Here is a 25,767-nt window from a genome sequence, read left to right on the forward strand (position 1 = left end):
ACAAAAGAAAAATAACTCTATTCAATCCAGAAAGGCAAAATAACGGGATGATAATTAGGAAGTTCTATTAGTTGAATCATTCGAAAACCGATAATCCAGATATTCGTACCGGGTACGGGCAAGTTTAATAAACAGTGCTATTCGATCCGGTATCTATCTGAACCATGGGAGTAATAATAATGTCGAATCAGGCTGAGACTGACGGAGCATACATCCGTTATGAGTTTTCGGAGTTCGCGGGCAAATTGGAACCGGTAAAGTACGAGATACCCGTTCCGCAAGGAAATGAGGTTTTGCTGAAAGTCGATTACTGCGGTGTTTGCCATAGTGATGTTCATGTGCATGACGGCTATTACGGCCTTGGCAACGGTAAAAAGCTGAATCTCGGAGACCGTGGAATAAAGCTGCCGGTAACACTTGGCCACGAAGTTGTGGGAACCATTGTGGCCGTGGGCGAGGATGCCAGCGATGCATCGATCGGCGAGCGTAGGTTAATCTATCCATGGATTGGTTGTGGCGAATGTTCTGTGTGTCAGCGGGGCGAAGAAAATCTGTGCGGTAAGCCTGCTTCACTCGGCATTTTTAAACCCGGTGGTTACTCGGAATACATTACGGTTCCCCATCCGCGTTACCTGTTAGATCTTGGCAATCTCAACCCTGCAAATGCATCTCTGTTGGCCTGTTCCGGCCTGACAACCTTTTCAGCGATCAAGAAAATTCAGCCGTTGCACGAAGAAGAGTATGTGATTGTTATTGGCTGCGGTGGGCTTGGCCAATTGGCAATCAGAACGCTGAGATCCGCCGGAATCAGTAACATTGTTGCCGTGGATGTTTCCGAGGATAAACGAGAGATTGCCAAGAAGGCCGGCGCAAAAGTCGTACTCGATCCCCGTAGCGTAGATGCGACTGATGCGTTGGCTCGGGAGGCAGACGGGAATTGCATGGCTGTTCTGGACTTCGTCGGCAACGAACAAACTGTTGAGTTTGGCCTTAAGGTTCTGAGGAAGGGAGGAAAGCTGGTCGTTGTCGGTTTACATGGCGGCGAACTGCGCTATCCGATTCCTTTCCTGGTCACGAAGGCAGTTACAATTATCGGCTCCTACACAGGAACACTGGCCGAAATGAAAGAGCTGGTAACGTTTGCCAATCAACATGATCTTCTAGACATTCCTGTAGAAATTCGGGCCCTTGAGAGGGCTGAATCTGCCGTGGAAGACCTGTCCGATGGAAAGGTTTCCGGACGAATAATTCTCAAGAACTAATTGAGCATAGACTTGCTACTTGAGGTCAATGCTAACCGTTGACCAAGCTTTTAATTAAGGCGTGAATCTTCAGTATATTTCTACCTTTGCCTCGGTTGGGTTTTACCGAGGCTTTTTTATGAAACTTTAAAATAATCAAAAAGATAAATAGCCGTTATACCGGTTGGTAATTAATTTTTTGGTAACAGTTAAATGTATAAGTAGAAGTTATAGGAGATATGTTGATCATATAATAGCTACTTCGTTTAGAAGTTAGTAATTTAGTTCACAACTTAATAAGTTCTGGAGAACGGAATGGCACTTGATAAAGAGACTTTGAACCAATTTATTGACAGCATCCGGCGATATGTCCGGGATCGCCTGGTTCCGCTGGAAATGCAGGTCGCGGAAGAGGATCACATACCCGAAGGGGTCATCGAGGAAATGAAAGAAATGGGACTCTTCGGGCTATCAATCCCGGAAGAGTTCGGTGGTCTTGGGCTCACCATGAGTGAGGAAGTAGCCATCATTCAGGAGATGGGGTACACGTCACCGGTGTTTAGGTCGATGTTTGGTACCAACGTAGGCATTGGTTCCCAAGGCATTATCATCGACGGCACTCCCGAACAGAAAGCAAAGTACCTTCCGAAACTCGCCTCCGGCGAACTGATTGGTTCATTTGCACTGACGGAAGCGGACGCCGGTTCCGATGCGGGTTCGGTCGTGACGACGGCAAAGCGAGACGGCGACGAATACGTCATCAATGGCAGCAAACGTTATATAACCAACGCGCCTCGGGCGGGTGTTTTCACGGTGATGGCCAGAACTGGAAGTCGGGAGGAAGGCAGTCGGGGTGTATCCGCTTTTCTGGTGGACGCGGATTTACCGGGCATCTCGTTGGGGCAGCCCGATAAGAAAATGGGCCAGAAAGGCTCTCATACCTGCGACGTGATTTTCGAAGATGTTCGAGTGCCGGTATCTGCCATGATCGGAGGAAAGGAAGGGCAGGGTTTTAAGACAGCGATGAAAGTTCTGGACAGGGGGCGGTTGCACATAAGTGCACTGAGCGTTGGTACAGCCAAAAGGCTAATAGACGAGAGCCTCGCCTACTCGACCCAGAGAAAACAATTCGGCACTGAAGTCGCCAACTTTCAGTTGGTCCAGGCAATGTTGGCTGACAGTCAGACCGAGTACTACGCCGGCAAATGCATGGTGGAGGAAACCGCGCGAGCCTATGATTCCGGTGCCGCGGTGTCCATGAATGCTTCCAGCTGCAAGCTCTACTGCACCGAAATGGTAGGCCGTGTCGCGGATCGCGCAGTGCAGATCCATGGTGGCGCCGGTTATATCAGTGAATATTGTGTCGAGCGATTCTATCGGGATGTGCGTCTGTTTCGGCTTTACGAAGGCACTTCTCAAATCCAACAGTTGGTTATTGCCAAGCAAATGATTCGCAACGCTGAAAGCTCACTCTGACCCAGGAGTCTGGTATGTCTGGTCCATTATCAGGAATTCGAGTACTTGATTTGTCCCGCGTTATGGCTGGCCCCTGGTGTACCCAGATCATGGCTGATTTGGGGGCTGAGGTCATCAAGGTCGAGCGCCCCGAACAGGGAGATGATACCCGTCATTGGGGCCCTCCTTGGCTTAGGGATAAGGCAGGTAATCCTACCAAGCAGTCGGCTTATTACCTCTCTGCCAATCGTGGCAAGTACTCTGTGACCATCGATATTGGTAAACCAGAGGGCCAGGCGCTGATCCGTGAATTAGCCGCAGGTTGCGATGTTCTGGTAGAGAACTTCAAAACCGGTGGGTTGGAGAAAAAGGGGCTAGGTTATGGAGACCTCTCAGCGCTGAATCCCGGTATTGTTTACTGTTCGATCACAGGGTTTGGACACACCGGCCCCATGGCCCATAACGCAGGCTACGATTACCTGATTCAGGCTCAGTCGGGATTGATGAGTATCACCGGTGTGGCGGATGGAAAACCCGGGGCGGGGCCGCAACGCGTGGGTATGGCGGTGGCTGATTTGACCACCGGGATGAATGCGGCGATCGCCGTTCTTGCCGCTATTCATCACCGCACGAAAACAGGCGAGGGGCAGCATATTGATATGGCCCTACTGGACGTGCAGGTCAGTTGGCTGGCGAACCAGGCTCTGAATTACTTTTGTAGCGGCAGGGTCCCCGGCCGAACAGGTGAATATCATCCCAATCTTGCACCCTACCAGCCGTTTCCCACTAAAGACGGCCAGGTAATCATTGCCGTTGGTAATGATGCCCAGTTCCATCGTCTTTGTGGCGTCATGGGATGCGAAGAACTGCCGAGGGATCCGCGGTTTGCAACAAATCCGGAGCGAGTTGTTCATCGACAGGAGCTTGTCGGAAAGCTGTGCGAGTACACCCGCTTGAGGACTAGTCGGGAGTGGATGGATTGCCTCGGTAAAGTACAAGTGCCGTGCGGCCCCATTCAGAATATTGCAGAGGTTTTTGAAGATCCGCAGGTCAAGGCCCGGAACATGAAGCTGGAATTGGAACATCCTGTTCTTGGTAAGGTTCCGGGAGTTGCGAATCCAATCAAGTTTTCCAAAACCCCGCAGCGATACGAAAAGGCACCTCCCTCACTTGGGGAGGATACGGTCGCAATTCTTGAGAGAGATCTCGGCAAATCAGCTGAAGAAATCCGGAATCTTCAGGCCCGGGGAGTCGTCTGACTTCCGTCCGTTGACCTCAATCCCACTTAAGTTACGTGTTCAGATTTCGACTCCATCTTTCAATAGAGGAACGATTCACATATGTTGGTCTCTTATCAACAACTTGATGATCTCGGTATTATCAGCATCGACAACCCCCCTGTAAATGCATTGTCCCGGGGTGTGCGCGAGGGCATTTGCGACGCGGTAAAGTTGGCGCAGGACGACGGCACCAAAGCAATTGTTGTCTTGTGCGAGGGGCGAACATTTAGCGCCGGTGCGGATATCAATGAGTTTGGCAAACCAATGCAGGAGCCGACGCTGCCTCAGGTGAATGCGGCTCTTGAATCTTCAGCCAAGCCTGTTATCGCCGCTATACATGGATCCGCGTTGGGGGGCGGGTTTGAGCTGGCTTTGAGCTGTCACTACCGGTGTGCATTAACATCAGCTTCCGTCGGTCTCCCGGAAGTTACCTTGGGGCTACTGCCCGGCGCGGGTGGAACCCAGCGTTTACCTCGCCTGGCAGGGGTAAAAGCTGCTCTGGATATCATGACAACCGGTAAAAAAATCAGTGCGACGGAAGCTCGGGATCTTGGTGTTGTTGATCGGGTTTTTGACGGCGATCTTGCTCGTTGCGCCATGGAATATGCCCGCGAACTCATCACTGACGGGGCGCGCCCGAGACAGATCCGCGATCTCTCCATCCCGAAAGGCAGCTTCGACAAAGACTCCTTTGAGAGTTATCGAGGCCAACTGAATAAGCGTAAGAGAGGCCAGGAAGCACCACAGAAAATAGTGAGTTGCGTTGAGGCGGCCATGGAAATGCCGTTTAAAGAAGGGCTGGCTTTTGAGCGTTCCCGCTTCATGGCATGTGTCAAATCTGAGCAGTCGGCTGCGTTAAGGCATATTTTCTTTGCGGAACGGCAGGCACCAAAGGTCCCCGGAATTGACAAGTCTGCTACTCCCCGTGCCGTCCAGAGGGTCGGCATTATTGGCGCTGGGACTATGGGTGGTGGTATTGCCATGTCATTTGCCAGCGCTGGCATCCCTGTGACCTTGCTCGAAATTAGTGAGGATGGGTTGGACAGGGGACTTGCGCTCATTGGCAAGAATTACGGTATGAGTGTAAGCAAGGGAAAGCTGTCGGAAGCCGAGGCGACAGAAAGAGAGGCGCTCATCAGCGGCACCACCAGTTACCAAGAGCTTGCCAATGTTGATCTCGTCATTGAGGCGGTCTTTGAGAGCATGGCTGTGAAAAAGCAAGTGTTCGGTCGCTTGGACGAGGTATGCAGGAGAGGAACGATTCTGGCAACCAACACCTCCTACTTGGATGTGAACGAGATTGCGGCGTCAACTTCGCGCCCGCGGGACGTCGTTGGCTTGCACTTCTTCAGCCCCGCCAATCTGATGCGCTTATTAGAGGTCGTAAGGGCAGAGAATACGGCAGATGATGTAATTGCCACTGCAATGGCATTGGGTAAGCGTATAGGCAAGGTTCCGGTGTTGGCCGGTGTCTGTTTCGGCTTCATTGGTAACAGAATGCTCAGACAATATGCCAGGGAAGCCCAGCTATGCCTGATTGAAGGTGCAGAGCCGGCCCAGATAGATGGTGTGCTGACAGGTTTTGGTATGGCCATGGGGCCGCTGGCGGTTGGTGATCTCGCTGGCCTGGATATCGGGTACAAGGCGCGTCAGGCCCTTACAGACGAGCAGAAAGGGGATCCCAAAAGTTACTGTATCGCCGATGCTCTGGTCGAACTGGGACGACTCGGCCAAAAAACCGGGGCAGGGTATTACGCGTATGATCCGGAAACTCGTGCTCGTTCAGCCGATCCGGTCGTCCTAGAAGTTATCAGGGCGCAAGCCGAAAAGCACGGCGTCAGGCGCTGCAGCTTGTCCGATGAGAAAATTCTAAACCGACACCTGATGGCCTTGATTAATGAGGGGTTCCGACTACTCGAAGAGGGGATTGCACTGCGGCCAGGCGATATCGATGTGGTCTATGTAAATGGATACGGCTTCCCAGCATACCGTGGTGGTCCCATGTTCTATGCCAGTCAGCGCGGGCTTGAACATATATTAGAGTGTATTGAGACTCTTTATGCTGACACAGGAGAATCTCATTGGGCGCCCGCTCCTTTGCTTAAGAAGCTGGTTTCCAGTAATCGAACGCTGGATGAGTGGAGCTCTTAGAAAAAGGGGAAAATGGGAATAGCTGGCGTCACCCATTGAGAATAGCGCCAGCTTAATTGTTTCCGATGTGCCTGAAAGTCCACTGGGTCACTGCTTTGACTCACTCAGTTTTCGACGTAGGCACCCGAAAACTTTGATTGATTTTCATTTATCTCTCTGAAATTCCAGAAGCTCACCCACCTCGCAATCGAACAGCTTGCACAGTTTGTCCAACGCATCGAGATCAATTCTCTGGGCCGTTTCTTTATACAGCAGGGTGATGGTGTTCCGGTTCAGCCCCGTCTCTCTCGCCACATCCACGATCTTCATTTTGCGCTCGCCCATTAGGCGCGCCAGGTGACATCGAATCATTCGCAACCATCCTTAATTAAAAAATGCCATCCTGAATAGCAAAAAGTGCTTGCAAATGTACTTTTGTTGCTTAATATGTCATTTAGGATGACATTCTGATACGGAGAATGTCTTTTGTTGATCTAGGGTAACGCAACAGAAGGAACATTTCGATGGAAAATTCCTACACCTATCTGACCACTGAAGAGCTGGCTGATCGCATCAAATATGACTGCCGGACAATCCGTCAATGTCTTAAAGACACGGTACTGCTGGAGGGCAAGCATTACATCAAGCCTTTTGGCCGACGGAAAATTCTCTTTCTCTGGGAAGAAGTTGAAAAGGAAATGCTGGTCAGTGCTCGTGAGCACGAACACCTGTCAATTCCCATGGCAAGCGGAGCGGTATGTCATGGGTAAGGTGAGAGAGCGTAAGGAGACCGGCAAGCTTTATCTGGATTTTATGTTCGAGGGGCTGCGGTGCAGGGAACAGACCGCGCTGCCGGATACGCCGGCCAACCGTAAAAAGTGCGAAGCACTTCTTCAGAAAGTTGAGGCCAAAATTCTCCTGGGTGAATTCGATTACGCTGAATTCTTCCCGGGCAGCAAGAACCTGAAAAAACTGGCCAAGGCAGGGGCGCTTTCTGGAAGCAGCCGGGCTTCAAATGTAATGGCTGATCCGGATCAGGAAACCGATCAGTCGCCGCTGTTCCCTGATTTCGCCGATCTGTGGCTCCAAGAGAACAAGATCCAATGGCGCGCTTCTCATCTGCGCAATGTTGAGTCCATTCTTGAAAGCTCCCTTAAGCCGGCGTTCAAAAACAAGCGCCTGACCGAGATCACCAAATCGCACATCTTGGCCGCGCGCAACAAGCTGGGGGCCCGTAAGGGCAGGGGAGGCAATGCCCAAATGGCCCCCAAAAGCATTAATAGCCACATGGCGATCCTACGGATGATTCTGACAGAGGGGGCCGAGCGCTACGACTTTGCCAATCCCTATCGCAACATCAAGCCGCTGAAGCTGAAAAAGGTCCAGATCGAACCCTTCTCGATGGATGAGGTAGATAAGATCACCAAGTACGTGCGGGAGGACTACCGCAACTACTATCAAGTCCGCTTCTTCACGGGCATGCGCACCGGCGAAATCGATGGCTTGAAGTGGGAGCACGTGGATTTTGAGAAGCGCGAGATTCTTGTTCGCGAGACGCTGATCAATGGTAAGACCGAATACACCAAAACCGATGGCTCCCAGCGGGAAATCCCTATGTTTGGCCCGGTTTATGACGCACTCAAGGCACAGCACGCGGCAACCGGCAAACTGAGCAAGTTCGTATTTTGCAATCGTCTCGGTGAGCCGCTTGATCACAACAACGTGACCAAGCGCGTCTGGTACCCCTTACTTCAAGCTCTGAACTTGAAAAAGCGGCGGCCTTATCAGACACGGCATACCGCAGCCACGTTGTTGTTGGCATCCGGAGAGAACCCTGAATGGGTGGCTCGAGTGTTGGGCCATTCCTCTACTGAAATGTTGTTCAAGGTTTACTCGCGTTTTATTCCGAATGTGACCCGTATGGACGGCAGCGCCTTCGAGCGCCTGATTGACTCGCGTTCAGAAGACTTGGAGGAATCTGAAAATGCCTAAATCATCTCTTAGCTTCGAGACTCAGAGAGATATCGCCGAAGTGGCGGAAGTTTTAATTCGTTTGAACAATATTTCGCAAGGGCGAGACCTGGTCTGGCTGCTAAAACAGCAAAGGGCGCGAGACAATTTCGATGCCGTCGCACTATGGCTTCGGAATGAGGTATGGAAGCGGCAGAGGAACCGTGAAGATGTTGATATTAGCACCTTGTCCAACGCTCTTCAGACGTATCTGACCAAAGCGTTGATGGATTTGGAATAGCTGTGAGCAGTAACTTGCTTTGGCTGGCTGAGAATCGCACGCGGCTTGTTCTGGAATCGGAGGCCTGTCTTGTATACTCAGGTCAGAAAAGGAGAATTCATGACCGAAAATACCACCCCACAAGTTCTTTTTAGGACTAAGTCTGTCGCTGTGTCGAGCGATGCTGAAGGAATCGATCCGCGCACCGACAAGTCGTTAATGCAGGCTGTTGTCATCACCTATGCGGACAATCAGAACCACGCTATCTATCTGAATATCCCGCTGGAGGAGGCCAAAAGGCGCTTCGAGAAGACCATGGTTGAGCGCTCAGATTTTGAGATCGAGGAGGAAGGATGGGATGCGGAAGTTTCTGTGATTGCAGTCGCTGATGAGATACTTATTTCAAGCAATTTGGGGAATCAGGCGGCCCGAATCAACGATCACTTCATGGGCCAGATTGAGAACATGGGGAAGAGGAAATCCCATGGTATAGATCTAATCACCCAGGCGGATGTGGATGAGGATTCAGAAAGCATCCGCGTGAGAGTAGTCCCTAAAACCCTATTGGAGATGACCGATAGCCCGGACGGGACATCCATGAAGTTGGCTCTTGCGCCAGGTTACCCTTACGAGGATCTCGATGTGGACTTCGGTGAGAGCAAGGAGATCTGTATTACCTGCCATTCTTCTGATGCTGAGATAATAATCAACGCGAGTGAGTTCCTCAGTTCCGAGGCGTCTATTAATCAGATACGAGAGAATGATGGGGAAATAACTCTGCAAGTGATACCTGTCTTCGAGTAGTCAAAGACCGCTGCAAGTTATTGGGCCAGAGCTTCAAATTGCTGGAGTTCTAACGTGAGGTGCGCCTTTGGCCCCTTATCTATGAACTGAATCGGAGAGGCTCTTCGGAACGGCTCCTCGCTGCCGCGGCTGACGCCCTGTTAAACTGCCCTGTGTGGCATTGATGCTCACTCGGAGGATGGCCATGGTGAAAAAGAAACGCTTTACTGAACAGGAACCGTTGGAAGATCTGGATGTGGATTCGGCCCATGCTGACGCGTTAGCCGTGCCTCTCCCGCAGGAGCTTTCGCCACTTGAGCGGCTAAAAGGTTCTGTCAAACGCTATGAGCGACCTACCGATCCCGTTTGGGATGAGTACTTTGACTCCAGCGAGGGGGGTTCCGAGGATTTCATGGAAGACCGGGATCAGCCGTCGCGTGAGGACTGATAGCCACACGCGAACCCAATTGACCGGAAGTAGAGTCAGGGCAAAGCCTGGCGTTGTGCGAAAAAAGAACTGGGGCCTGCCAGACGACAAGACGGGGTAGCTTTCGCCGGCGGCTAAATGGCTTTTCTTTAGCCATTCGAGAAGTAGAAGCTCTCTCAAACAATGCTGGACCAGTCGATATTCGGATTGGCCTTCTTGCATTCATCTCCTTTAGTGAGATGATCGATGACGCTTTCTTCTGATATGAATGAAGCCAGCTGCAGGAAGAAAAAAGGTAAATGCAGTGCCGATCAATAAAATGACCATGGAAGTCATTAAGATCTGGAAAAATGCGATTGCCAGATAGCTGGCCAAAAACGCTACCAAATGGAGAGTACAAAACAGCGCCATCTCCGCGGCAGTTGGCAGGTTTCGGCCAGCGCGATTCGACGTGATCTGAAAGCCGCTGATTATTAATGCTCCCGATAAGGGGGCGACAAACATCAATCCCGATTTGCCGCTTACGCCCTCAATGTCCTCGGGACTTATCCAGGCGTATGGCCCGTATGCTCCAACTAGAGTGAGAGTACTCAGCATAAGCATCGCAATTGCTGCGCAATCGAGATATACGCGCAGGTCCTCAGTGCCTCTATGATCGGGAAAGCTGCTAGCCATGGCAATCATTTCCTTTCGAGTAGCGCTTTTTCGCCCACGCTTCTAATTGATCGGCCCGCCAGTAGCCAACCAGACCCAGCAGTGCCAGTGTTAGAAAAAATCCGCCAAAGCCAATCAATCCTGCGAGCATATCCATCGTTCCCTCCGAGTAAAGAAATCTGATGACCAGAATATCGGATTTCTGAAGTCCTCCAAATCTTGCTCGCCGAGCCTTCGGACTGTTTTTCATCGGAAGTCGGAAAATGCAGCCGTCAATACGACGTCATGAACCTCGCCAGATCAAGAACGGGCTTTGGGTTAATCCTGAAGATGAGTGAGGGATTTTGATTGAAGAGAAGAGGCAATTAATCTGACTCCAGAAGTCGAACCAACTGAAAGATCTGATCTGGATCGTGTTTGGCGATGAGCCAGTCTCTGGGGCTCACAGGTTTGTGATCAATTTCTAGATCGCAATGTGGAAGACGCATGAATCGATCTAAAAACATTGGTTCTCGATGCGCTAAGATAGGGAGAATAGTGGCCAGGTGCGGAATCTCCCCTGCATCGGTGAACTGCCAGGCTGGAAAACGCCATACTCCCGGTTCCAGCTCGAATCCATGCAGATAGGGAGGTGAGCGCTGCGCATTCCGTTCGACTTCAGCCACTGAGATCTGTAGTAGTTTTGCGACTGATTCTGAATAGAGTGCGTGTTCAATGAGCGTTTGGCACTCTTCAATCAATCGTCGTAACGAATTAACTCGGGCTATATGGAGGTTTGGGCCTGCATCTAACCCTTTGGCTCCTCCGGACCTTAAAACCTCAACCTCTTTCTCGGACAATGGATGAGTGTCCGTAGATCGTTCTGGCGAAGCGTGAACAGGATAATCAATGTCTGCGACTTTCAGCAATTTCGAAAGATCTGTCTCAGAAATACCTAGGCGAATCATTACCTCGGAAACGTCATTGTTGGGGGCGTTTGAATGAGCCATGTCACTGTTTTCTCCGTTGCGGTTCTTCGACCCTACTCTGCAAACTGCACAAATCCTGAGTTTCTTTGGACAATGATTTCAATGTCAGCATAGTTTTGAGTTGAATCGGCGAGCCCGATGACCTCGCGCAATAGGTTTGAAAAATGGGGCGATTCGCCACCGTGAGTCTTTCGGCCAACTGCCATAGTGCACTGGCATGCTTGATATCCGGCGCATCACTATCCGCATTGATTTTCCGGGCCGGCCTTTGAGGGGGGGGGGGAATTAAGGTAGCTACCTATTGTCGAGATCTTTGACTTCTCGATATCTAGACCAAAGGCACCAGGCAGTCAGTACAGCTGACCCCGCAATTCCGATCGCCATAGCCATCAGAATACCCGTTTCAAAATCCATTGCTGCCTCATGCGTGAGTGGCGTGTTTACTATACGATTATAATTTAGTCAGTGAAATTTTGGCGAATACGAATCAACTTCGACCCTATCAACGATGCTGGGCAACTTTATGAAGCAGAATAATTCACAACAATGTCCTGAGATGGTTGTTGGGTGTGTGCCCGAGAACTTGTTCGCTGACCCTCCGGCCTTCATTCGTGCAGTTCGGGAAGGTATTCCAGGACATTGGCTGTCTTCGATCATCCGGTCGTCCGGGTTAGATGAGAGTATTGCTAAGGCGCTTGGCGCGCCGCAAAAGCAGCTTGAGGTTTTGTGCGATATGGATGTCCTGGATACCAGAACCTCGGAAGCAGTTTTGGAAATCGCGAGAGTGCTTTATTCATGCGCAGCCACCTGGGAGTCTCCGGTATTAGCAAATCAATGGTTGAAGAGTGGGGTGCCGGCTCTTGGCGGTGAGAGTCCCGTCAGCCTATTGGACACCCATGAAGGCCGGCGTTGGATCATTGAGGTCCTCCGAAAAATCGAGGGTGGCCAGTTCAGCTAGTGCCGCACGCTGAAAGGTTCGGTGGAGTAAAGATCGCCAGGGTACTATCAGCGAATTAACTGATGTCACTGGCTAGGAGGCAGGTATCCGAATAGAAGACGAGCTCGCGGCCATTGCACGAAAGTTATCCGAGCTTGAGAGGGAAAAGGCTGCCCTTCTTTCTAGGAAGAACGAGCTTCATGCCTCCGCGAAACGACCCGCAGCAACGCAACTGACTCCCGACCAAAAGGCAGAACTGTTCCGGAACCTCTTTGGCGGCAGACAGGATGTTTATGCGGTCCGCTGGCAGGGATCCGGCGGCCGTTCCGGCTATGCGGTCGCCTGTGAGAATGAGTGGGTTCCGGGGATCTGTCAGAAACCTCGAATCAAATGCGGGGAGTGTCCGCACAAAAAATTTAAGCCCCTGGATTTCAATGCGGTGTATGACCACCTGTCTGGCAAGCATGTGGCTGGGTTATATCCTTTGTTGCCGGACAACTCCTGTTATCTTCTGGCCGTCGATTTTGATAAGGAGGACTGGCGGGCAGACATTCGAGCGCTGGCCCAGGCTTGTCGTGATGAAGGCATTCCTTATCTTGTAGAGATCTCCCAATCAGGAGCTGGTGCTCATCTATGGGTTTTCTTTTCCGACGCAGTTCCGGCATGGTCCGCGAGAGCTTTGGGGTTCAATCTGCTGGATAAAGCTATGGAGCGCCACCCTGGCTTGTCTTTTGATTCCTATGACCGTTTATTCCCCAATCAGGATACGATGCCCGATGGTGGGTTTGGCAATTTGATTGCTCTGCCGCTTCAGCACCAGGCACGAAGTCGTGGGTGTACGGTGTTTGTCGATGATGAGCTGAATCCGCATCCCGATCAGTGGGGGCTGCTCAGTCGGCAAGAGACCGTTTCGCCGGACGCGCTTCGAGAGATGGTTGGTAAGGAGCCTGATTCCGATGCTGCAGCGCCAGTTGCGTTACCGTGGGAGCAATCCTCGCCAGTCGAGACTGGGATGATTGAAGGATGTCCCGAGCGCATAACGCTCACTCTGGTCAATCACATTTATATGAAGTTGTCAGACATACCGGGACCACTGGCTGCACGCATAAAGCGTATGGCGAGTTTTGCCAACCCGTTGTTTTTCAAATCCCAGGCACTTCGCTTCTCAACTCATGGCATCCCTCGTTACATTTCTTGTGCGAGGATTGAGCAAGGTTATCTATCGGTTCCGAGGGGCTGCTTTGATGAGCTCCAGGCATTGTTGCTGGAACAGGGAATAGCGGTAGAAATCGATGACCGCAGAACCCGGGGCGAACTTCTGGACGCTATCAGCCTGAAAGCAACGTTGCGTAGTGATCAGAAGAAGGCTGTGAAGGCGCTTGCCAACCACGATACCGGAATACTCCATGCTCCAACCGCTTTCGGCAAAACCGTAACCGCCATTGGCATTGTGGCCAAGCGGCAGGTTAACACGCTGATCCTCACTCACAGTCGCCAGTTACTCGATCAATGGAAGGAGCGTCTGGAAACCTTCATGGAGGGTGCATCGGTGGGTGTGATTGGCGGTGGCAAGAAGAAACCTACCGGTCAGATCGACGTCGCGACTTATCAAAGCCTGATCAACAAGAAAGATAATACGGTCTCAAGCCTGGTCCGGGAGTATGGCCAGATCATCATCGATGAGTGTCACCATGTCTCAGCGCCCCGCTACGAGATGCTGCTTAACGAAGTCAGCGCCCGATACGTCGTAGGCCTTACTGCAACGCCTGACCGCCAAGATGGTCACCAGAGAATCATGTTTATGGTTGCGGGACCTGTTCGTCATAAAGTTCGGGCTGATCATAGTTCCAGGTTTGTCCAACGCGTGATCGTTCGGGAGCGTCACGAAACGCCACCCACTGACCTCTCTCAGGGTGGTGAACGGCCTCACATAGCTTCAGTTTACCGCTGGCTTGCTGAGAGTAGCGCCCGGAATCAGGATATTGTTCAGGATGTCGTACGGTGTGTACAAAACCAAGCAAATTGTCTTCTGCTTACGGAACGACGAGAGCATGCTGAGAGGCTGGCAACGCTGCTGGACGCAGAATCCATATCATCGGTGGTGTTGCGGGGAGGGATGCGCATCAGAGAACGCCGGGCGGCGGAAGCACAGTTACAAGAAGCTCAGGTTATCGTTGCAACCGGGAAATACATCGGGGAAGGTTTTGATTTGCCTCGACTGGACACATTGTTTCTAGCCTTGCCGATCGCCTGGAAAGGAACGCTCTCGCAGTACGCTGGCAGGATCCACAGGGATGCCCATGGCAAACAGGAAGTCACTGTCTATGATTATCTGGACGCTGGCCTACCCATGCTTGAGCGCATGTTCCGAAAACGGGAGAAAGGCTACAAGGCGATGGGTTATCAGTTTACCTCGTCTGGGCAAGAAAGGTTGCTGTAGCTTTTTACGTCATCGTTGCGCCTTGCCTGGTAGCCTTCTTGGCCCGGCGCAACGTTGAGGCGTCGAATATCGACGACCGTAAACCTAGCGCTCAGTCGGATCCTTTGCAAAAGCCTCAGCAACCCAGATTTTAAAATCTAAGTCCTCAAATACCCAGACGCCTTTCTCAACCGGCGCCAGGAACTCTCCCCGAAGCCGATTCAGCGCATTTTGGATCGTATGCGTTGCCACATCGGGCTCTGTCACACCCAGCCAGGTGGCAATGAATCGGCGAGCATCCTCGTGGTAGGGGCCGGCAATGTTCTGGGCGATGACAGCGAGGATGGCCTGCTCGATGGGCTTGAGCTGGGACCAGATTTTCTCGTACTCATTGGCATCATTGGTGAACTGCCGGTAGCGCTCCGTCGCGGAGGTTATGTCCGTCTCGCCGGAGAGCACCATACCTTCGATGACGGCTCGAAAATCCCGCGGAACCCGGTTCAGGGTATGGAATGCGTTCAAAGCGCGGGTGTAGCATAGAGTCCTGGCCGTGGCCTGATCAAAAGCATCAAGCATGTGTTTGACGAAGCCTGACCCTAGCTCTGGCAGGTCGATCTGGGACGATGAGCGAAACAGCGGTGCCTTTCGGCGATTGAACAGGCGGTACAGACCGTCTCTGGACGAACCAGTATAGACAACATAGAGCTTGTCCCTGTTTTCATCGAGCAGGGTCCGGAGGAAAAACACCAGGGGCTCGAAAGCCCGGTCGGTGGCCAGATGCTGGACTTCATCTAGGCACAGCAATATCTTCCTCTTTCCGCTCAGCAACGTCTCGAATCGGCTGCGAAGCTGGCTCAGGTCATCCTCCTGTGGCGGGATGTTTCGTCCAGAGACCTCGGCCGAGGCCTTCACCGTCCCGTCTATGCCGACCTCGCCACCCAGCTTCAGAGCTCCGAGGTGGGAGTTAGCCCAGCGCCGGCGTTCTAGCCAGGTCATTTCCCCGATGCTCCTTTCAAGGCCTTTTTTGAGGCAGGTAACCGGGTTCCGGGGGTTGTCCCAGAAACTTACATAGATGGGCCGATAGCCCTGCTCATGTGCTTCCGGGATAAGGTCAAAGAGGATGAATTCCGTCTTGCCCATGCGCCGAGGTGCAAAGAGCGTCAGGGTGTTGGAGACACCACTGGCGAAAGTCGACAGAAACTGATCCGTCAGCTCGCGGCGAGGAAAGTGCCAGTCCACATGTGCGTTCATAAAGCGCCTCGGCGGCCAGTAGTCGAGATTAGTAAATAAAAAACTATTTTAGTATAGTAAATTACTAAATGCTACTAAAGGCGCCCTGCCTGCTGGCTCAGGTGCTGGTGGCCAAGTACGCCGACCATCTCTCGCTGTACCATCAGGAACGCATTTTCGGCCGTGCCGGGCTCACGATCTCTCGCTACGCTGGCTGAATGGGTGGGGCTTCCAATTGCAGCCCCTTAAGGAGCTATCGCAATGATCATGCGGCGGTTAAAGTCGTATGGCTGTTAAAGCAGCTAAAGGCGCACAGCCGCCAGTGTGGCCCCGGGTATTCTTGCTTGTGCGATCTACTCGGAACCCGCGTCTTACCTCAGCGGTGGTTGAAGCCTTTGGAGCCGCCTGGGCGTTATTGAAGTGGTGGCTGAGCCTGATAACGTCAGGATTTCAGTTTCCTTTTTGCCCAAGCCTCCAGCGCATCGGCTTTCCAGTAACCAATGATGCCAATTGTAAAGAGGGATAAAGCAAAGCCTCCATAGCCGATAAGGGCTGCCATCATGTTCATATCGCCTCCGGAATTTTTATGAACTTTAAGAGAATTATATCTGTCCCGAGATATCCCTGGCGAGCCTCTCCACTTCTACTGGATCATGCCCTGAGGCAAGCCATTCCTGAGGGCTTAGGCAGCGATTGCCGAGTGGTAGATCGCAGTGTTTGCTGGTCATAAAACGGTTGATGGTGAGTGCGCTTACTTTTGGATCAATGTGCTTCAGGATACTCTGAAGAACCGGCATGAGACCTTGTTCTGTGAATTGCCAGCCTGGAAATAGCAGAACGCCATTGGGTGCTTTAAATGCGTGTAGGCCTGGGTGCTTCTTCGTGAGAAGCTGGAGGGCAGCCTCTTTTGACACGGAAAGCCGTTGCGCGACCTCGTTGAGGGTGAGCGCCTGCTGAATCATGGCACGAAGTTCGTCCTGAATTCGTTGAACTTGATGGTGGATGAGTTCGTCACGAGTGTGCCCGAGAGTGTCGCCGAACCGGGCGCCACCGCTCTCAAGGATGTCCCTCTCTTCAGGTGTCAGTGGCTGGCGCGCGGCGCGCGGCGCAGTATTTGTTTCCGGGATTGTCGGGGCGTTTCTAATAGTGTCACCGGACAGCATGTATTTCAGATAATCCCTGCCCACGCTCGCTGCTAGTTGGCTCCGCATATCTTCGTCTGATACCACGTTTCCCCCCCTCCTTCCGGTGCGATCTTTGAGTCAGCCCCAAGTCCAGCTGTCAACATATTATAGGATGCTGTGCCCGGACTCCTGGAGCGGCTTGGCCAGTTAAGCCTGACCCCCAGTCCAGGCGTTGTTGTGCCGAGTATTGGCTAAGTAAACTCACCATCTAATCGCTGTCGGGCGCGGTCACTCCTTCCGATCTTTCGGTGGCTGATCCCGGTCGTCCATGAAATCCTCGGTCACACGTTCCTCGGACTCAAACCATTCCTCCCAGACCGGATCCAGGGGCCGCTCGTAGCGTTTGACGGAGCCTTTCAAACGCTCAAGTGGTGTCAGCTCCTGAGGAAGCGGTTGCGCTAGCTCGTCGGTGTGGGCCGTGTGGGCATTGAGGTCTTGTAGGAGTTGGTTTTCAGTCGTGGGTTTTTTGGCCATATCCCCTCCTTCGGAAGCACTGTCACTTTTTGTTCATTTCGTGATCCTTGAGTTCCTTGCGGCGTGACCAGAGGCACCAAGCGGTCAGCAGCCCGGCACCAGCAACGCCGATAGTCATCGCGGTGAGTATACCGGTCTCGAGGTCCATGATTTATCCTCATGAGAAGTGGTACTGAATATTGTAGGCTAAGGGTTGTGTGAGTCATCCCGTCCACACGGTGAAGTCAGGCCCAAGTACATCAGTCACACGCCTTACTTTGCCCTCGTACCTGAGCGCCCGCAAGAAACTCTCTTTTCTCGCGGCATGCTTGAAGATGTGCTCTCGAACCCTGTGACTTTTGTTCAGTGGGTTCGCAGGGGTATACCCGGTGACTGGCTGGCCTCTTTAGTGGGTGAGACTGGCCTGGAACATGAGATTGCGATAGCACTTGGCATGACTTCATCCCAACTGCGAGCAGCCTGTCAGGCGGATGCTCTGGATGCCAGAACGTCAGAAAACGTGCTCGATCTGGCAAGGTTACTATCGTACTGCGTATCCGTGTGGGAATCCCATGACCAGGCCGTGGAATGGCTGAGTCATCCGGTCCATGCGTTAGCAGATCAGATTCCCATGAGCCTGCTGGATACCTTTGAGGGTAGGCGGTGGCTCACGGAAGTGCTTTACAAAATTGAGCAGGGTGATTTCAGCTGAGCTGACATATGTGACTCGTACGTCCACAGCCGATCGCTCTTCTGAAATGTGTGTAAGTCAACTAATTCCTGGCAAATCTCGTCATAGTTACCGAAAAGTGCGCAAAAAACCCCGCTTTACTGCAAATCTGCCCCATTCAACTCTGAAACAATATGTCTGAGGGTGCCCTTGGTTTACCTCGGTAGATCACAGGTGTCGCCGAAATGGCCTGACTTTTCAACTGTTTTAGGCTTCTCGCCAAAATTCCGGTCTGAGCTGTGTAAAAAGCTCTGATGGAAATTCAGGCGTTAGCTTAACGCCAACTGTGCACAGACAGGTGGCGGTCGGGCTGGGATCAGAAAATTGTAAAGGGCTAACAGTTATGACCAACCAGAAATCCTGCGAGACTCTCAATGCTGCCATCTTGGTGCTACACCCATTAAGCGCGCCCAACGTGGTTCATTCAGGCGGTGCATTAGAGTTTGAAGAGGAGGGTGCGCTGGTTTTGCCGTCGCAGAAACAATTGAAAGACACCATGGTTCGGGTTCTCAATGATTTTGTGAGCTTCCGAAAAACACCTGCAATCGCAGTCGAGTCCCGGTTGCGGGTTGAACCTCAGGATGGAACTGAATATCCCGCGACCCATGTCATCCGGCTCGTTGGGTCTGGAACGACTCCAGCCGAGGTCATGGTCTTTCGAGCGGCTGCACAGGTCATTCTCACGGCATTGATTTCACAGCGATCATTTGGTGAGCAGGAGACCGACCATGTTCTCACGGAAGAGGAAAAACTGTTTTTGAACGAGCTCGGAGGCGACGTTGCCGCGAAGTTTGCGAGTAAATCGATTACCCAGGGTTTTGTGGTGAGGTTCGGTGCCACCGATCTTCATGGGATAACCGTGCAGGGCGTAATGCCGCCATTGGCGTTGGAGCAAAGTGCGCACGGCACTATTGAGGGCGTGGGCAGACCGCTGGGGTTTGATGAACAAAAAAGTACGGCAATATTTTGGTTTTCAAAGGCGGCAAATGATGGCGGTAAAGTGCCCTATGAAGGGCGCCTCGAGATTGTCTGTCATAACCTGGATTTCCTGCGCACGGTCGCGCGAGCGTTTGCGAATCGAAACCTGCTCGAGTTTAAGGCGCTCAGCCAGCCCGAGCCGAAAAAAAAGAAACCGGTTATCACGCTGCTGGAGTTAAGGGAGGTCGCGGCAAATGATCAGGATCAGTTTAAGCTTGAGTAAATTGGCTGGGAGTCGGCTAAAGGCTGCATTGGGCCCGTCCGCGGGCAGTAGGCGGCGGCGATAGCGATGTAAGCCAGCACCAATTCAAGACTGTCGTGAAGAGGGCCACTAGCCGGTTTTGCCAGAACCAGACCAGCGTAGGATCGCGCCCGTCCGAAGGTTTTGCTGTGGTCTTCATTGAACGTATCCAATTGAGTCGTAACACCAACTGCCGGCGCAAATTGCGCTTCGAGCAGTAAATTCTGAGCGCGTGGCACAGCGCTGGGCGGACTTTTTATCATCACCATGAAAGAGGTTTCCGGTAGCTCGAAGCTGTCGACAACAAGGCGCAGGAGGTATGACTCCTCCGGAAGGTTCATGAGCAAATGGCCATTTCTGCCCACCAGGTTTGAGGCCTGATCCAATGAGGGTAGAGGCCGACAGTTGGCCAGTTGGTTTCTGGGCGGCAGTTTTTCAGCCAGTTCCAGCAGTCGTGGCCAGACGCCAGAGGGTCGGGATTTAAGAAGAAAACGCGGTAGAGACTGACCATAGACATACGCCTTCTTCCCCTTTTCAGGATCGAATACCTTGAATCGAATGCCCGCATTGATTCGGTCGACCAGGGTTTCAACATCTGTCAATTCCCCGGGCTCAAGACGCAACAGGTGCTCAATCCGGTTTGTAGGATATCCAAGTGCCATAAGTCGTAAAGCCTCGATCACGATCGAAGGCGTCAGTTCTGCCTTTTGGGAGAAGATCGTTGGCAAAGCATCGTGATCCGGCAGAGATTCAACAGCCCACTCGTTGGTATCAATTGCCTTTGCAATGGAGCTGGCATAGTGGGATCTGACCGGGGTGAGCGTATCGGCCCACTCTGTGAGGAGGTGATTGTAGGAGCGGAACTGCGTGCGTGGGCTCTGATGTCCCAGTGCCCGGCCGATTGCCATTGCACCGCGACGAGATGGCTGCTCATGTTGCCCCAGCATGATATGAATGATGGCTTCTCGATCAATGGATTTGCACAAATTGGCAGCCAGTGGTGTATGAATCCCAAACAACGCGGTGGTCAATACGTTACAGAATGCATGCCTTGCCTGATGCAGGCTCGTTCTCGGATTGCCAGTGGCCAGTTTGAGCGCCTTCGCAATGTCGGTGGGAATTGTGCGAGCAAAGGGTGTGAGCGTCCCGTCGTTAGCTCCTAATATTGGCTTATTGGTGGCATCTGCAAACCGGGTTGTAAAACGAGTCAGTGTCGTTTCAATCAGTGTCTGTTCGATGGCGTCCAACTGGAAAAGCAAGGGTATCGCACGCCGGCTGTTTGTGGTGTTCTTTAAGGACCGAATGGCATTGCTCTGAATCAGTACCCAGGTCAGTTCTCCGGATTGGCACCAATCGGAGCGCAGCAAGCCCAGGGCCTCCTGGGCCCGAAGGCCGAATCGGAAGGCAAGAAAAAGCACAAAGGCAGCTTGCCTGCCACGGTCCGGATCTTCCGAGTTAGCGCGGAGCAGTATCCGAAGCGCGTCCAGATATTCATCTTCTGAAAAAAGCCGGGGGCGAACGGATCGGCGTGATCCGCCCAGATCGAGCTCATCCCAGTCCGGAGTTGAAACACCACGCTCCCCAGCCCAGTCAAAAAACTCGATGAGACGGGCCGAGAAGTAGTTCAGGTCCTTCTGTCTTTCCGCATGCCGGGAGAGCATTCTCGCGCCCAGTTCGGTGACATCCTCCTCTGTCATAATCATTAGATCGGCGTTATAGGCCAGGCCACCGAAAGACGGGGACAGCGCACTCAGGTAACGTTTTATTGAGTTGGCGGCATAGGGGTTGTGGGCACGATTGGGCCTTCCTTTGCCTCTGCGGACCAGATGGGCGATCCAGTAGCCGAGCATTAAAACGGCACTGCTGACCCCGTGGGCATTGGACTTACAGTGCCGCTCGATTTCCTTGGCAATTTCCTGTGAGGAGCTTTTTGTGTAGCGATTCAGGATGTCATGCAATGCCCGGAAAAATGCCTTTGATGAATCGTAGAAGGCGTTGGGGTAGCTGGCGGAGGCCATTGCCGGGATGTTTGGAAAAGCTTCCGGCGCCGAAATTGGGGCGCGTGTATCAATTCCCGGTATTTGATAACGGAGGCCTTCGGTAAGCCTCAGGTAATCGTACAAACAGACGCTTGTCGGAGGGTTTCGTTCGCTCAGGGCGCCGGCGACTATGCCGGGAAAATCGACCAGGTTAGCCTGCTCCACAAGTCGGTGTAACGACTTGAGTACCTCGGCAAGCGTCAGGTCTGCTTGTCTCTTCCAGTGTTCAGGTCCAGACGTTTTCAGGATAGGTTGAAGTGATCGCAGTGGCTTGGGGGAGGGCGTTCGAGTGAGATCCTTTGTGTCCTTTATGCCCGATCCTCTTGCCAACAGTCGGGCAGTGGTATGGTCGATCTCATGGCGTTGAACGGGCTGATCGAAGTCGTCAGGCTCCAGTGCCTCACTGTACTCGAGGTACACACGCCGTTTGTGCTGGATCACCCGGTAATTCAGTCCCTGAACCAGGTCTGACAGTAGCTGCGGGTAGGATATTCTTTTTTCGATGGCGAGGAAGGCGACAGCCAGCGCCAGCCCATCGGATTTTGACAGTCGCCTCTGGCGGAGGGCTTGTCTGGTTTGGCTCGCCCAGCGCTGGAGTTCAGGCATTACTTGCAGTGCCCGGGGACAGGAGCTGCGGAACAGTGAACGCTCCGTCCCCAGACGGGCCAGCCGGTGGCGGACAAATTGCCGTGCCTGTGGCCCCGAACTCTCCAACCATTGAATCAGCACTTCCATACGGATGGCAGCGCGGGGATGGGGTAGCCCGTTCTCGCGTAAGATCATGCCTTTCACCACACCATCAACATACGTTTGGGTGAGCTGCTCATCCCCGTTGGGTGGATTAGCTTTAAGAATCAAATCGAGATCCTTGCGGGCCAATGCGCGAGCCTGATCCCGGGCCTGCAACCGCTCCATGTGACGTTTCGCTTGACCGAAATGCGTCGGCTCACGGTAGTCGTCTGTTTGGCTCCGGGGTTGAACCTGGATCTCGTCGTATGTTGTCTCGGGTAGTTGAATCAAGAAACCTAATCGGTCAAAGCAGTCATTCAATGTCTGGTGATATCGCTCAGCATCCTCCTTCCAGCACCGTGCTGAATGATCGCTGTAGGTGGTTGCCCCTCGTTCACCGTGTCCCATCCAGCCGTCAATGACTTCAGGATTGACACCACATCGTGCTAACTGCTGGGCAAATCGGTGCCGGAACAGGTTTTGGGGAAGAGACCATTGGAATAGCCCGGCGCCCTGCACGGTTCCGTCATTCAGTGGATGCCATGAGCCAGAAGAGTCCAGTAAGAAAAACAATGGTAGCGAACTGGATGTGCCTTGCAGTACGTGGTCGATACGACCAGAAAGCTCCGCGTCTTGATTTGCCAGACCCTTCTGGAGACGACGAAGATGTTCGCAATACGCGCTAACAAGTGCTCTGGCACCATCGGCCAGAGGCACCATTCGGCCGTTGTGAAGACCGTCTTCGGTTTTGTCATTAATGAAGACCGCAGGAGGCTCATCACAAAAATGGTCGAGAGATTCAAAGGGCTCGGAAAGGTGACGGCATCCCGTAGCGGCATAGAGCGCGGTGACCGTGTATTGCACCAGAGTGTTGTGGAATGAGACTGGATCTCCCTTGGCGCTGTCTAATAGTCTTCTGGTGCCTTTTCGAACTCCCTCAACCAGTAACGATTCGAGCGGCGCTAGGAGGCTGCCGAGCAGGTTAACCCGTTCATCGCTAACAGATGAGTGCTTAAGCGGCAGCGCAAACCCATTCTGCACTTGCCGAATATTCCAATTGGCGTAGCCGCAGGCTGCTGGAAGGGCACTGCGGGGGTGGGCTGAGATCAGTCTTGCGAGAGAGTGGTCGCCTTGTTCGTTAAAAACCCGTTGAGGTTGGGCATTGGCGAGTTTGGCGCTGGAGAGCCTGGGAAAGTGCTGGCGCGCATGTTGTCTGAACCAGGTTTGCAGGGTATCCGGGCAAGCCTGCCCCCATAGTTGTCGCAGTGACGAGCTCTCTTGATATGACTGACTCGCTTTCCGAAGTACTTCCTGGATCCGTTCGGGCAGAGCAGTGCATAAAGATTTCTCAAATGACTCAATGAGTGACTCATCTGCCTTGCCGGGAGTCCAGGAACTATGGCGCCTGGGTGTTTGGCGATGTGCTGACTCAAAGTCACTGGAGAGGCTCCACTCCGCCTGAGCGCCATCGGTAATCTGGAATTCCAATACAAACTCCAAAGATCGCCCAAAGTGAAGCGCCAGCCATACCAGGGCTGCGCCGAGTTGTTCCGGAAGTTCATCGTTAGCAAGGGTGCTTGTTAGCCACTGCTCAAGAAGGTGCGTTTCCGGGGGAAGCGGCTTGTCCCATGACCATGGCAGGTAATGCGATAGCTCTGACGTTTGCAGCAGAATGCTTCGGCCGGACAGTTGTTGCTGTTCTGGAGTCTCTTGCGGGTTGACGTCGAACAGGATCAGCTGTTCAAGCCCTTCTTCATCGCCAGAGCTGCTCTCTCTGTCTGAAAGAGCCAGAACTTGGGGTGCTCCAGTTTGCTTATCGAGGATGAGGGATGGGGCTTTACTCTTGAATGGTCCGCTGAAAGACGATGCGGACAAGCGTTCTGTTCGGTGAGTTACGATTGGATTTCGTTGACCTTCGGCTACCCTTTGAAGGGAATTTAGTAACAGACGTTGTTTGCGTTGGGTTGGCTCTGAATGAAGAGGTAGCAATTGTATGGCAGAGTGTCGGATCGCAAGGGTGAACTGCCCGTAGAAATAACGATCCGACGGGCAAGTCTGCAAAGACATCGCAAGGACTGAGTCAATAGCTCCCCATTTATCGTCCTGGCCGGATAAACAGAGTGCGCTGGCGACCTGTCGTATTTCGTTGTCGTGGTAACAGGAATGCTCGACCGACCGTTCAAGGGCCTGCACGACGAGCCAGATTCTCAGGGTTTTGCGGAGGCGGCCCAATGATTCAGAACCGGATAGTGCCAACGGTTGCACGATCATTTCGAGCAGGAAGTGCTGGTGCTTGATATCGGCCCCGGCAGCGCGGAGAGTACTTTTGGTATTGGCTCGAGATACGCCTTGAGGAATGCCTGCGAAGTCTGAAGAGACTTTTATGTCTTGGTTGTAGGCCGTGATCAGCTTGTTCAGCTGATAGATGTATGGGTTATCAGCCCACTGTGTAAGTATGGCCTGGGAATCTGAATCGGACAGTGCGCGCGAAAGGTTACCGATAATCGTGAAGTTCTCGGTAAAGCCAAAGGTGAGAGCAATGGCCTCAAAAATCTCGGATACGTCGTGTTGCTCCGCCCAGGTTTTGAGCGTTTTAAAATGACGTCCAGCGAGCCTTACGGTCGAATTGCTGTCGTTTGATTCCTCAATCCTGTGCCAATTCTGATGGTCGTCTTTCCCCATTAATGTACCTAGTCTCCAAAGCCTCTTGCTCCTGAAACTTTAATTCATACATCAATTTAAGACATTTTAATACAATTTGGCACAAAAAAAGTGGGTGATAATTTTCAGTCTCATAACCGTCGTAGGTTCGAATCCTGCCCCCGCTACCACTTATAAAAAGCCGGTCTTTGACCGGCTTTTTTTGTGCCTGTTCAGTCTACTTCAGGATTTAGTTCCGCCCTGCATATTTTTCGACCCTTTTGCAACTCCTATCCAGTCGGCTTTCCTTAAATCTAATACTTTCGTACCAAAAATAACCGCCATTTATCGCCTTTCGGGCAAAAAATTGCCCGGTTAATCAGTATCCTCAGTTGTTTCATTACGGTTATCTGTCGAAAAATTGACAAAATCGTAACTTGGGAAATGACACCATTCACATCGATACTTGCCCACGTTTTATACAATTTAACAAATTCGGCAATTTATTGGTGTGAAATACATATGAAACGCGTCATCAAAGTGTCACAGGCATGGATTGCCGCGTTGTTTTTAGGATTGGTCCTCACAGGCTGTGGGGGCGGTTCTTCTGGTAGCTCAGAGAGCACTGCAGGTACAGGCGATAGCACGGGGGTTGGCTCAGGTGGTTCCGAGGGCAATCCACCACCGAGCGGTGGTGGCGAGGGAGTGGTTGACCGCTCGGCGTCGCTCAGCTGGAATGCGCCCACCGATCGTGAAAACGGCGATGATCTAAGTCCGTACGATTTGGAGCGCTACGTTATCAGGTACGGAACGGATAGGAATAACCTCGACAAACAAGTTCAAGTCGACAATGTCGGAGGCTTGGAAACGATGAGCTATGACGTTGAGAACTTGTCGGCGGGCACCTGGTACTTCACGATTCAGGTGGAAGATGTTGATGGCCTGATGAGCGCGCCATCGGCGCCGGTCAGCAAAACCATCTAGTTCAGACAACGGATCTCTGACATGAAGTGTATGCT

Annotated in this window: 24 protein-coding genes and 1 pseudogene; 15 read left to right on the top strand and 10 right to left on the bottom strand. The window is 52.4% G+C overall.

Annotation, left to right across the window (positions count from 1 at the left end; translation table 11 throughout):
* The first annotated feature begins 179 nt into the window (after positions 1-179).
* The 4 genes from AAGD24_RS07735 to AAGD24_RS07750 all read left to right on the top strand — a co-directional run bounded on the left by AAGD24_RS07735 (position 180) and on the right by AAGD24_RS07750 (position 6,127).
* Complete coding sequence (locus AAGD24_RS07735) at positions 180-1,262, top strand: alcohol dehydrogenase (protein ID WP_273623708.1); 1,083 nt, start codon at positions 180-182, stop codon at positions 1,260-1,262.
* A 294-nt stretch (positions 1,263-1,556) separates the two neighbouring features.
* Positions 1,557-2,717, top strand: a complete 1,161-nt coding sequence (locus AAGD24_RS07740) for an acyl-CoA dehydrogenase family protein (protein ID WP_219496146.1) — start codon at positions 1,557-1,559, stop codon at positions 2,715-2,717.
* A gap of 14 nt (positions 2,718-2,731) precedes the next feature.
* Positions 2,732-3,955 carry a CaiB/BaiF CoA-transferase family protein gene (locus tag AAGD24_RS07745; RefSeq protein WP_219496144.1) on the top strand — a complete coding sequence of 408 codons (1,224 nt, stop codon included), beginning with the start codon at positions 2,732-2,734 and terminating at the stop codon, positions 3,953-3,955.
* A gap of 81 nt (positions 3,956-4,036) precedes the next feature.
* Positions 4,037-6,127 carry a 3-hydroxyacyl-CoA dehydrogenase NAD-binding domain-containing protein gene (locus AAGD24_RS07750; protein WP_219496142.1) on the top strand — a complete coding sequence of 697 codons (2,091 nt, stop codon included), beginning with the start codon at positions 4,037-4,039 and terminating at the stop codon, positions 6,125-6,127.
* Between the two features lie 144 nt (positions 6,128-6,271).
* Here the strand turns inward: AAGD24_RS07750 and AAGD24_RS07755 are convergent, their stop codons facing one another.
* A complete protein-coding gene (locus tag AAGD24_RS07755) occupies positions 6,272-6,478 on the bottom strand; it encodes a helix-turn-helix transcriptional regulator (protein WP_219496133.1) in 207 nt (68 codons plus the stop codon).
* Between the two features lie 152 nt (positions 6,479-6,630).
* On the opposite strand from AAGD24_RS07755, the gene AAGD24_RS07760 reads away from it, so the two are divergent.
* From AAGD24_RS07760 to AAGD24_RS07780, 5 genes are all read left to right on the top strand, one after another.
* The gene (locus AAGD24_RS07760; protein WP_219496126.1) at positions 6,631-6,876 is read left to right on the top strand and encodes a hypothetical protein; all 246 of its coding nucleotides are present in this window, start codon (positions 6,631-6,633) and stop codon (positions 6,874-6,876) included.
* Positions 6,869-8,098: a site-specific integrase gene (locus tag AAGD24_RS07765; protein WP_219496125.1), complete on the top strand. Its 1,230-nt coding sequence runs from the start codon at positions 6,869-6,871 to the stop codon at positions 8,096-8,098. The genes AAGD24_RS07760 and AAGD24_RS07765 overlap by 8 nt, the downstream gene beginning before the upstream one ends.
* Complete coding sequence (locus AAGD24_RS07770) at positions 8,091-8,357, top strand: hypothetical protein (protein ID WP_092034143.1); 267 nt, start codon at positions 8,091-8,093, stop codon at positions 8,355-8,357. The genes AAGD24_RS07765 and AAGD24_RS07770 overlap by 8 nt, the downstream gene beginning before the upstream one ends.
* 99 nt (positions 8,358-8,456) lie before the next feature.
* Positions 8,457-9,140: a hypothetical protein gene (locus AAGD24_RS07775; RefSeq protein ID WP_219496123.1), complete on the top strand. Its 684-nt coding sequence runs from the start codon at positions 8,457-8,459 to the stop codon at positions 9,138-9,140.
* Between the two features lie 184 nt (positions 9,141-9,324).
* Complete coding sequence (locus AAGD24_RS07780) at positions 9,325-9,567, top strand: hypothetical protein (RefSeq protein WP_228744613.1); 243 nt, start codon at positions 9,325-9,327, stop codon at positions 9,565-9,567.
* A 210-nt stretch (positions 9,568-9,777) separates the two neighbouring features.
* Here the strand turns inward: AAGD24_RS07780 and AAGD24_RS07785 are convergent, their stop codons facing one another.
* The 3 genes from AAGD24_RS07785 to AAGD24_RS07795 form a co-directional block, all read right to left on the bottom strand.
* A complete protein-coding gene (locus AAGD24_RS07785) occupies positions 9,778-10,221 on the bottom strand; it encodes a hypothetical protein (protein WP_219496121.1) in 444 nt (147 codons plus the stop codon).
* Positions 10,214-10,357, bottom strand: a complete 144-nt coding sequence (locus AAGD24_RS07790; protein ID WP_219496119.1) for a hypothetical protein — start codon at positions 10,355-10,357, stop codon at positions 10,214-10,216. Before AAGD24_RS07790 ends, AAGD24_RS07785 begins: the two co-directional genes overlap by 8 nt.
* A gap of 208 nt (positions 10,358-10,565) precedes the next feature.
* The gene (locus AAGD24_RS07795) at positions 10,566-11,189 is read right to left on the bottom strand and encodes a hypothetical protein (RefSeq protein ID WP_219496117.1); all 624 of its coding nucleotides are present in this window, start codon (positions 11,187-11,189) and stop codon (positions 10,566-10,568) included.
* A 502-nt stretch (positions 11,190-11,691) separates the two neighbouring features.
* Here AAGD24_RS07795 and AAGD24_RS07800 point away from each other — a divergent pair.
* Positions 11,692-12,126 carry an antitoxin Xre/MbcA/ParS toxin-binding domain-containing protein gene (locus AAGD24_RS07800; protein ID WP_219496107.1) on the top strand — a complete coding sequence of 145 codons (435 nt, stop codon included), beginning with the start codon at positions 11,692-11,694 and terminating at the stop codon, positions 12,124-12,126.
* 112 nt (positions 12,127-12,238) lie between these two features.
* A complete protein-coding gene (locus AAGD24_RS07805; RefSeq protein ID WP_379867317.1) occupies positions 12,239-14,545 on the top strand; it encodes a DEAD/DEAH box helicase family protein in 2,307 nt (768 codons plus the stop codon).
* An 84-nt stretch (positions 14,546-14,629) separates the two neighbouring features.
* On the opposite strand, the gene AAGD24_RS07810 is transcribed toward AAGD24_RS07805, so the two are convergent.
* Positions 14,630-15,775 carry a hypothetical protein gene (locus AAGD24_RS07810; protein WP_219496105.1) on the bottom strand — a complete coding sequence of 382 codons (1,146 nt, stop codon included), beginning with the start codon at positions 15,773-15,775 and terminating at the stop codon, positions 14,630-14,632.
* 89 nt (positions 15,776-15,864) lie between these two features.
* Between AAGD24_RS07810 and AAGD24_RS07815 the strand changes: the two are divergent.
* A pseudogene (locus AAGD24_RS07815) lies at positions 15,865-15,982 on the top strand (transposase); the annotation flags it as partial.
* Positions 15,983-16,196: 214 nt separating this feature from the next.
* Here the strand turns inward: AAGD24_RS07815 and AAGD24_RS07820 are convergent.
* From AAGD24_RS07820 to AAGD24_RS07835, 4 genes are all read right to left on the bottom strand, one after another.
* Complete coding sequence (locus AAGD24_RS07820) at positions 16,197-16,322, bottom strand: hypothetical protein (RefSeq protein WP_257903139.1); 126 nt, start codon at positions 16,320-16,322, stop codon at positions 16,197-16,199.
* 34 nt (positions 16,323-16,356) lie between these two features.
* Entirely contained in the window at positions 16,357-16,983 is a 627-nt protein-coding gene (locus AAGD24_RS07825) for a hypothetical protein (RefSeq protein ID WP_219496104.1), read from the bottom strand.
* A gap of 183 nt (positions 16,984-17,166) precedes the next feature.
* Entirely contained in the window at positions 17,167-17,412 is a 246-nt protein-coding gene (locus AAGD24_RS07830; RefSeq protein WP_219496101.1) for a hypothetical protein, read from the bottom strand.
* A 22-nt stretch (positions 17,413-17,434) separates the two neighbouring features.
* Positions 17,435-17,560, bottom strand: a complete 126-nt coding sequence (locus AAGD24_RS07835; RefSeq protein ID WP_257903138.1) for a hypothetical protein — start codon at positions 17,558-17,560, stop codon at positions 17,435-17,437.
* Between the two features lie 285 nt (positions 17,561-17,845).
* Here AAGD24_RS07835 and AAGD24_RS07840 point away from each other — a divergent pair, with 285 nt between their 5' ends.
* Positions 17,846-18,103 carry an MbcA/ParS/Xre antitoxin family protein gene (locus AAGD24_RS07840; protein ID WP_273623705.1) on the top strand — a complete coding sequence of 86 codons (258 nt, stop codon included), beginning with the start codon at positions 17,846-17,848 and terminating at the stop codon, positions 18,101-18,103.
* Between the two features lie 361 nt (positions 18,104-18,464).
* Entirely contained in the window at positions 18,465-19,322 is an 858-nt protein-coding gene (locus AAGD24_RS07845) for a hypothetical protein (protein ID WP_219496097.1), read from the top strand.
* Here AAGD24_RS07845 and AAGD24_RS07850 read toward each other — a convergent pair.
* Positions 19,304-24,790 carry a hypothetical protein gene (locus AAGD24_RS07850; protein ID WP_219496095.1) on the bottom strand — a complete coding sequence of 1,829 codons (5,487 nt, stop codon included), beginning with the start codon at positions 24,788-24,790 and terminating at the stop codon, positions 19,304-19,306. The genes AAGD24_RS07845 and AAGD24_RS07850 overlap by 19 nt on opposite strands.
* Positions 24,791-25,270: 480 nt before the next feature.
* Between AAGD24_RS07850 and AAGD24_RS07855 the strand changes: the two genes are divergently transcribed.
* A complete protein-coding gene (locus AAGD24_RS07855) occupies positions 25,271-25,732 on the top strand; it encodes a fibronectin type III domain-containing protein (RefSeq protein ID WP_227517763.1) in 462 nt (153 codons plus the stop codon).
* The last annotated feature ends 35 nt before the right edge of the window (positions 25,733-25,767 follow it).

The organism is Marinobacter sp. M5B, from assembly GCF_042604615.1.
Lineage (GTDB): Bacteria > Pseudomonadota > Gammaproteobacteria > Pseudomonadales > Oleiphilaceae > Marinobacter > Marinobacter salarius.

Excerpts from the sequence above, each read along its gene's own strand:
- AAGD24_RS07810 (WP_219496105.1), bottom strand. The coding sequence starts at position 15,775 with ATGAACGCACATGTGGACTGGCACTTTCCTCGCCGCGAGCTGACGGAT.
- AAGD24_RS07775 (WP_219496123.1), top strand. The coding sequence starts at position 8,457 with ATGACCGAAAATACCACCCCACAAGTTCTTTTTAGGACTAAGTCTGTC.
- AAGD24_RS07855 (WP_227517763.1), top strand. The coding sequence starts at position 25,271 with ATGAAACGCGTCATCAAAGTGTCACAGGCATGGATTGCCGCGTTGTTT.
- AAGD24_RS07840 (WP_273623705.1), top strand. The coding sequence starts at position 17,846 with ATGACTTCATCCCAACTGCGAGCAGCCTGTCAGGCGGATGCTCTGGAT.
- AAGD24_RS07785 (WP_219496121.1), bottom strand. The coding sequence starts at position 10,221 with ATGGCTAGCAGCTTTCCCGATCATAGAGGCACTGAGGACCTGCGCGTA.
- AAGD24_RS07765 (WP_219496125.1), top strand. The coding sequence starts at position 6,869 with ATGGGTAAGGTGAGAGAGCGTAAGGAGACCGGCAAGCTTTATCTGGAT.
- AAGD24_RS07800 (WP_219496107.1), top strand. The coding sequence starts at position 11,692 with ATGAAGCAGAATAATTCACAACAATGTCCTGAGATGGTTGTTGGGTGT.
- AAGD24_RS07795 (WP_219496117.1), bottom strand. The coding sequence starts at position 11,189 with ATGGCTCATTCAAACGCCCCCAACAATGACGTTTCCGAGGTAATGATT.
- AAGD24_RS07850 (WP_219496095.1), bottom strand. The coding sequence starts at position 24,790 with ATGGGGAAAGACGACCATCAGAATTGGCACAGGATTGAGGAATCAAAC.
- AAGD24_RS07780 (WP_228744613.1), top strand. The coding sequence starts at position 9,325 with ATGGTGAAAAAGAAACGCTTTACTGAACAGGAACCGTTGGAAGATCTG.
- AAGD24_RS07760 (WP_219496126.1), top strand. The coding sequence starts at position 6,631 with ATGGAAAATTCCTACACCTATCTGACCACTGAAGAGCTGGCTGATCGC.
- AAGD24_RS07745 (WP_219496144.1), top strand. The coding sequence starts at position 2,732 with ATGTCTGGTCCATTATCAGGAATTCGAGTACTTGATTTGTCCCGCGTT.
- AAGD24_RS07790 (WP_219496119.1), bottom strand. The coding sequence starts at position 10,357 with ATGGATATGCTCGCAGGATTGATTGGCTTTGGCGGATTTTTTCTAACA.
- AAGD24_RS07835 (WP_257903138.1), bottom strand. The coding sequence starts at position 17,560 with ATGGACCTCGAGACCGGTATACTCACCGCGATGACTATCGGCGTTGCT.
- AAGD24_RS07735 (WP_273623708.1), top strand. The coding sequence starts at position 180 with ATGTCGAATCAGGCTGAGACTGACGGAGCATACATCCGTTATGAGTTT.
- AAGD24_RS07770 (WP_092034143.1), top strand. The coding sequence starts at position 8,091 with ATGCCTAAATCATCTCTTAGCTTCGAGACTCAGAGAGATATCGCCGAA.
- AAGD24_RS07755 (WP_219496133.1), bottom strand. The coding sequence starts at position 6,478 with ATGATTCGATGTCACCTGGCGCGCCTAATGGGCGAGCGCAAAATGAAG.
- AAGD24_RS07820 (WP_257903139.1), bottom strand. The coding sequence starts at position 16,322 with ATGAACATGATGGCAGCCCTTATCGGCTATGGAGGCTTTGCTTTATCC.
- AAGD24_RS07750 (WP_219496142.1), top strand. The coding sequence starts at position 4,037 with ATGTTGGTCTCTTATCAACAACTTGATGATCTCGGTATTATCAGCATC.
- AAGD24_RS07845 (WP_219496097.1), top strand. The coding sequence starts at position 18,465 with ATGACCAACCAGAAATCCTGCGAGACTCTCAATGCTGCCATCTTGGTG.
- AAGD24_RS07740 (WP_219496146.1), top strand. The coding sequence starts at position 1,557 with ATGGCACTTGATAAAGAGACTTTGAACCAATTTATTGACAGCATCCGG.
- AAGD24_RS07830 (WP_219496101.1), bottom strand. The coding sequence starts at position 17,412 with ATGGCCAAAAAACCCACGACTGAAAACCAACTCCTACAAGACCTCAAT.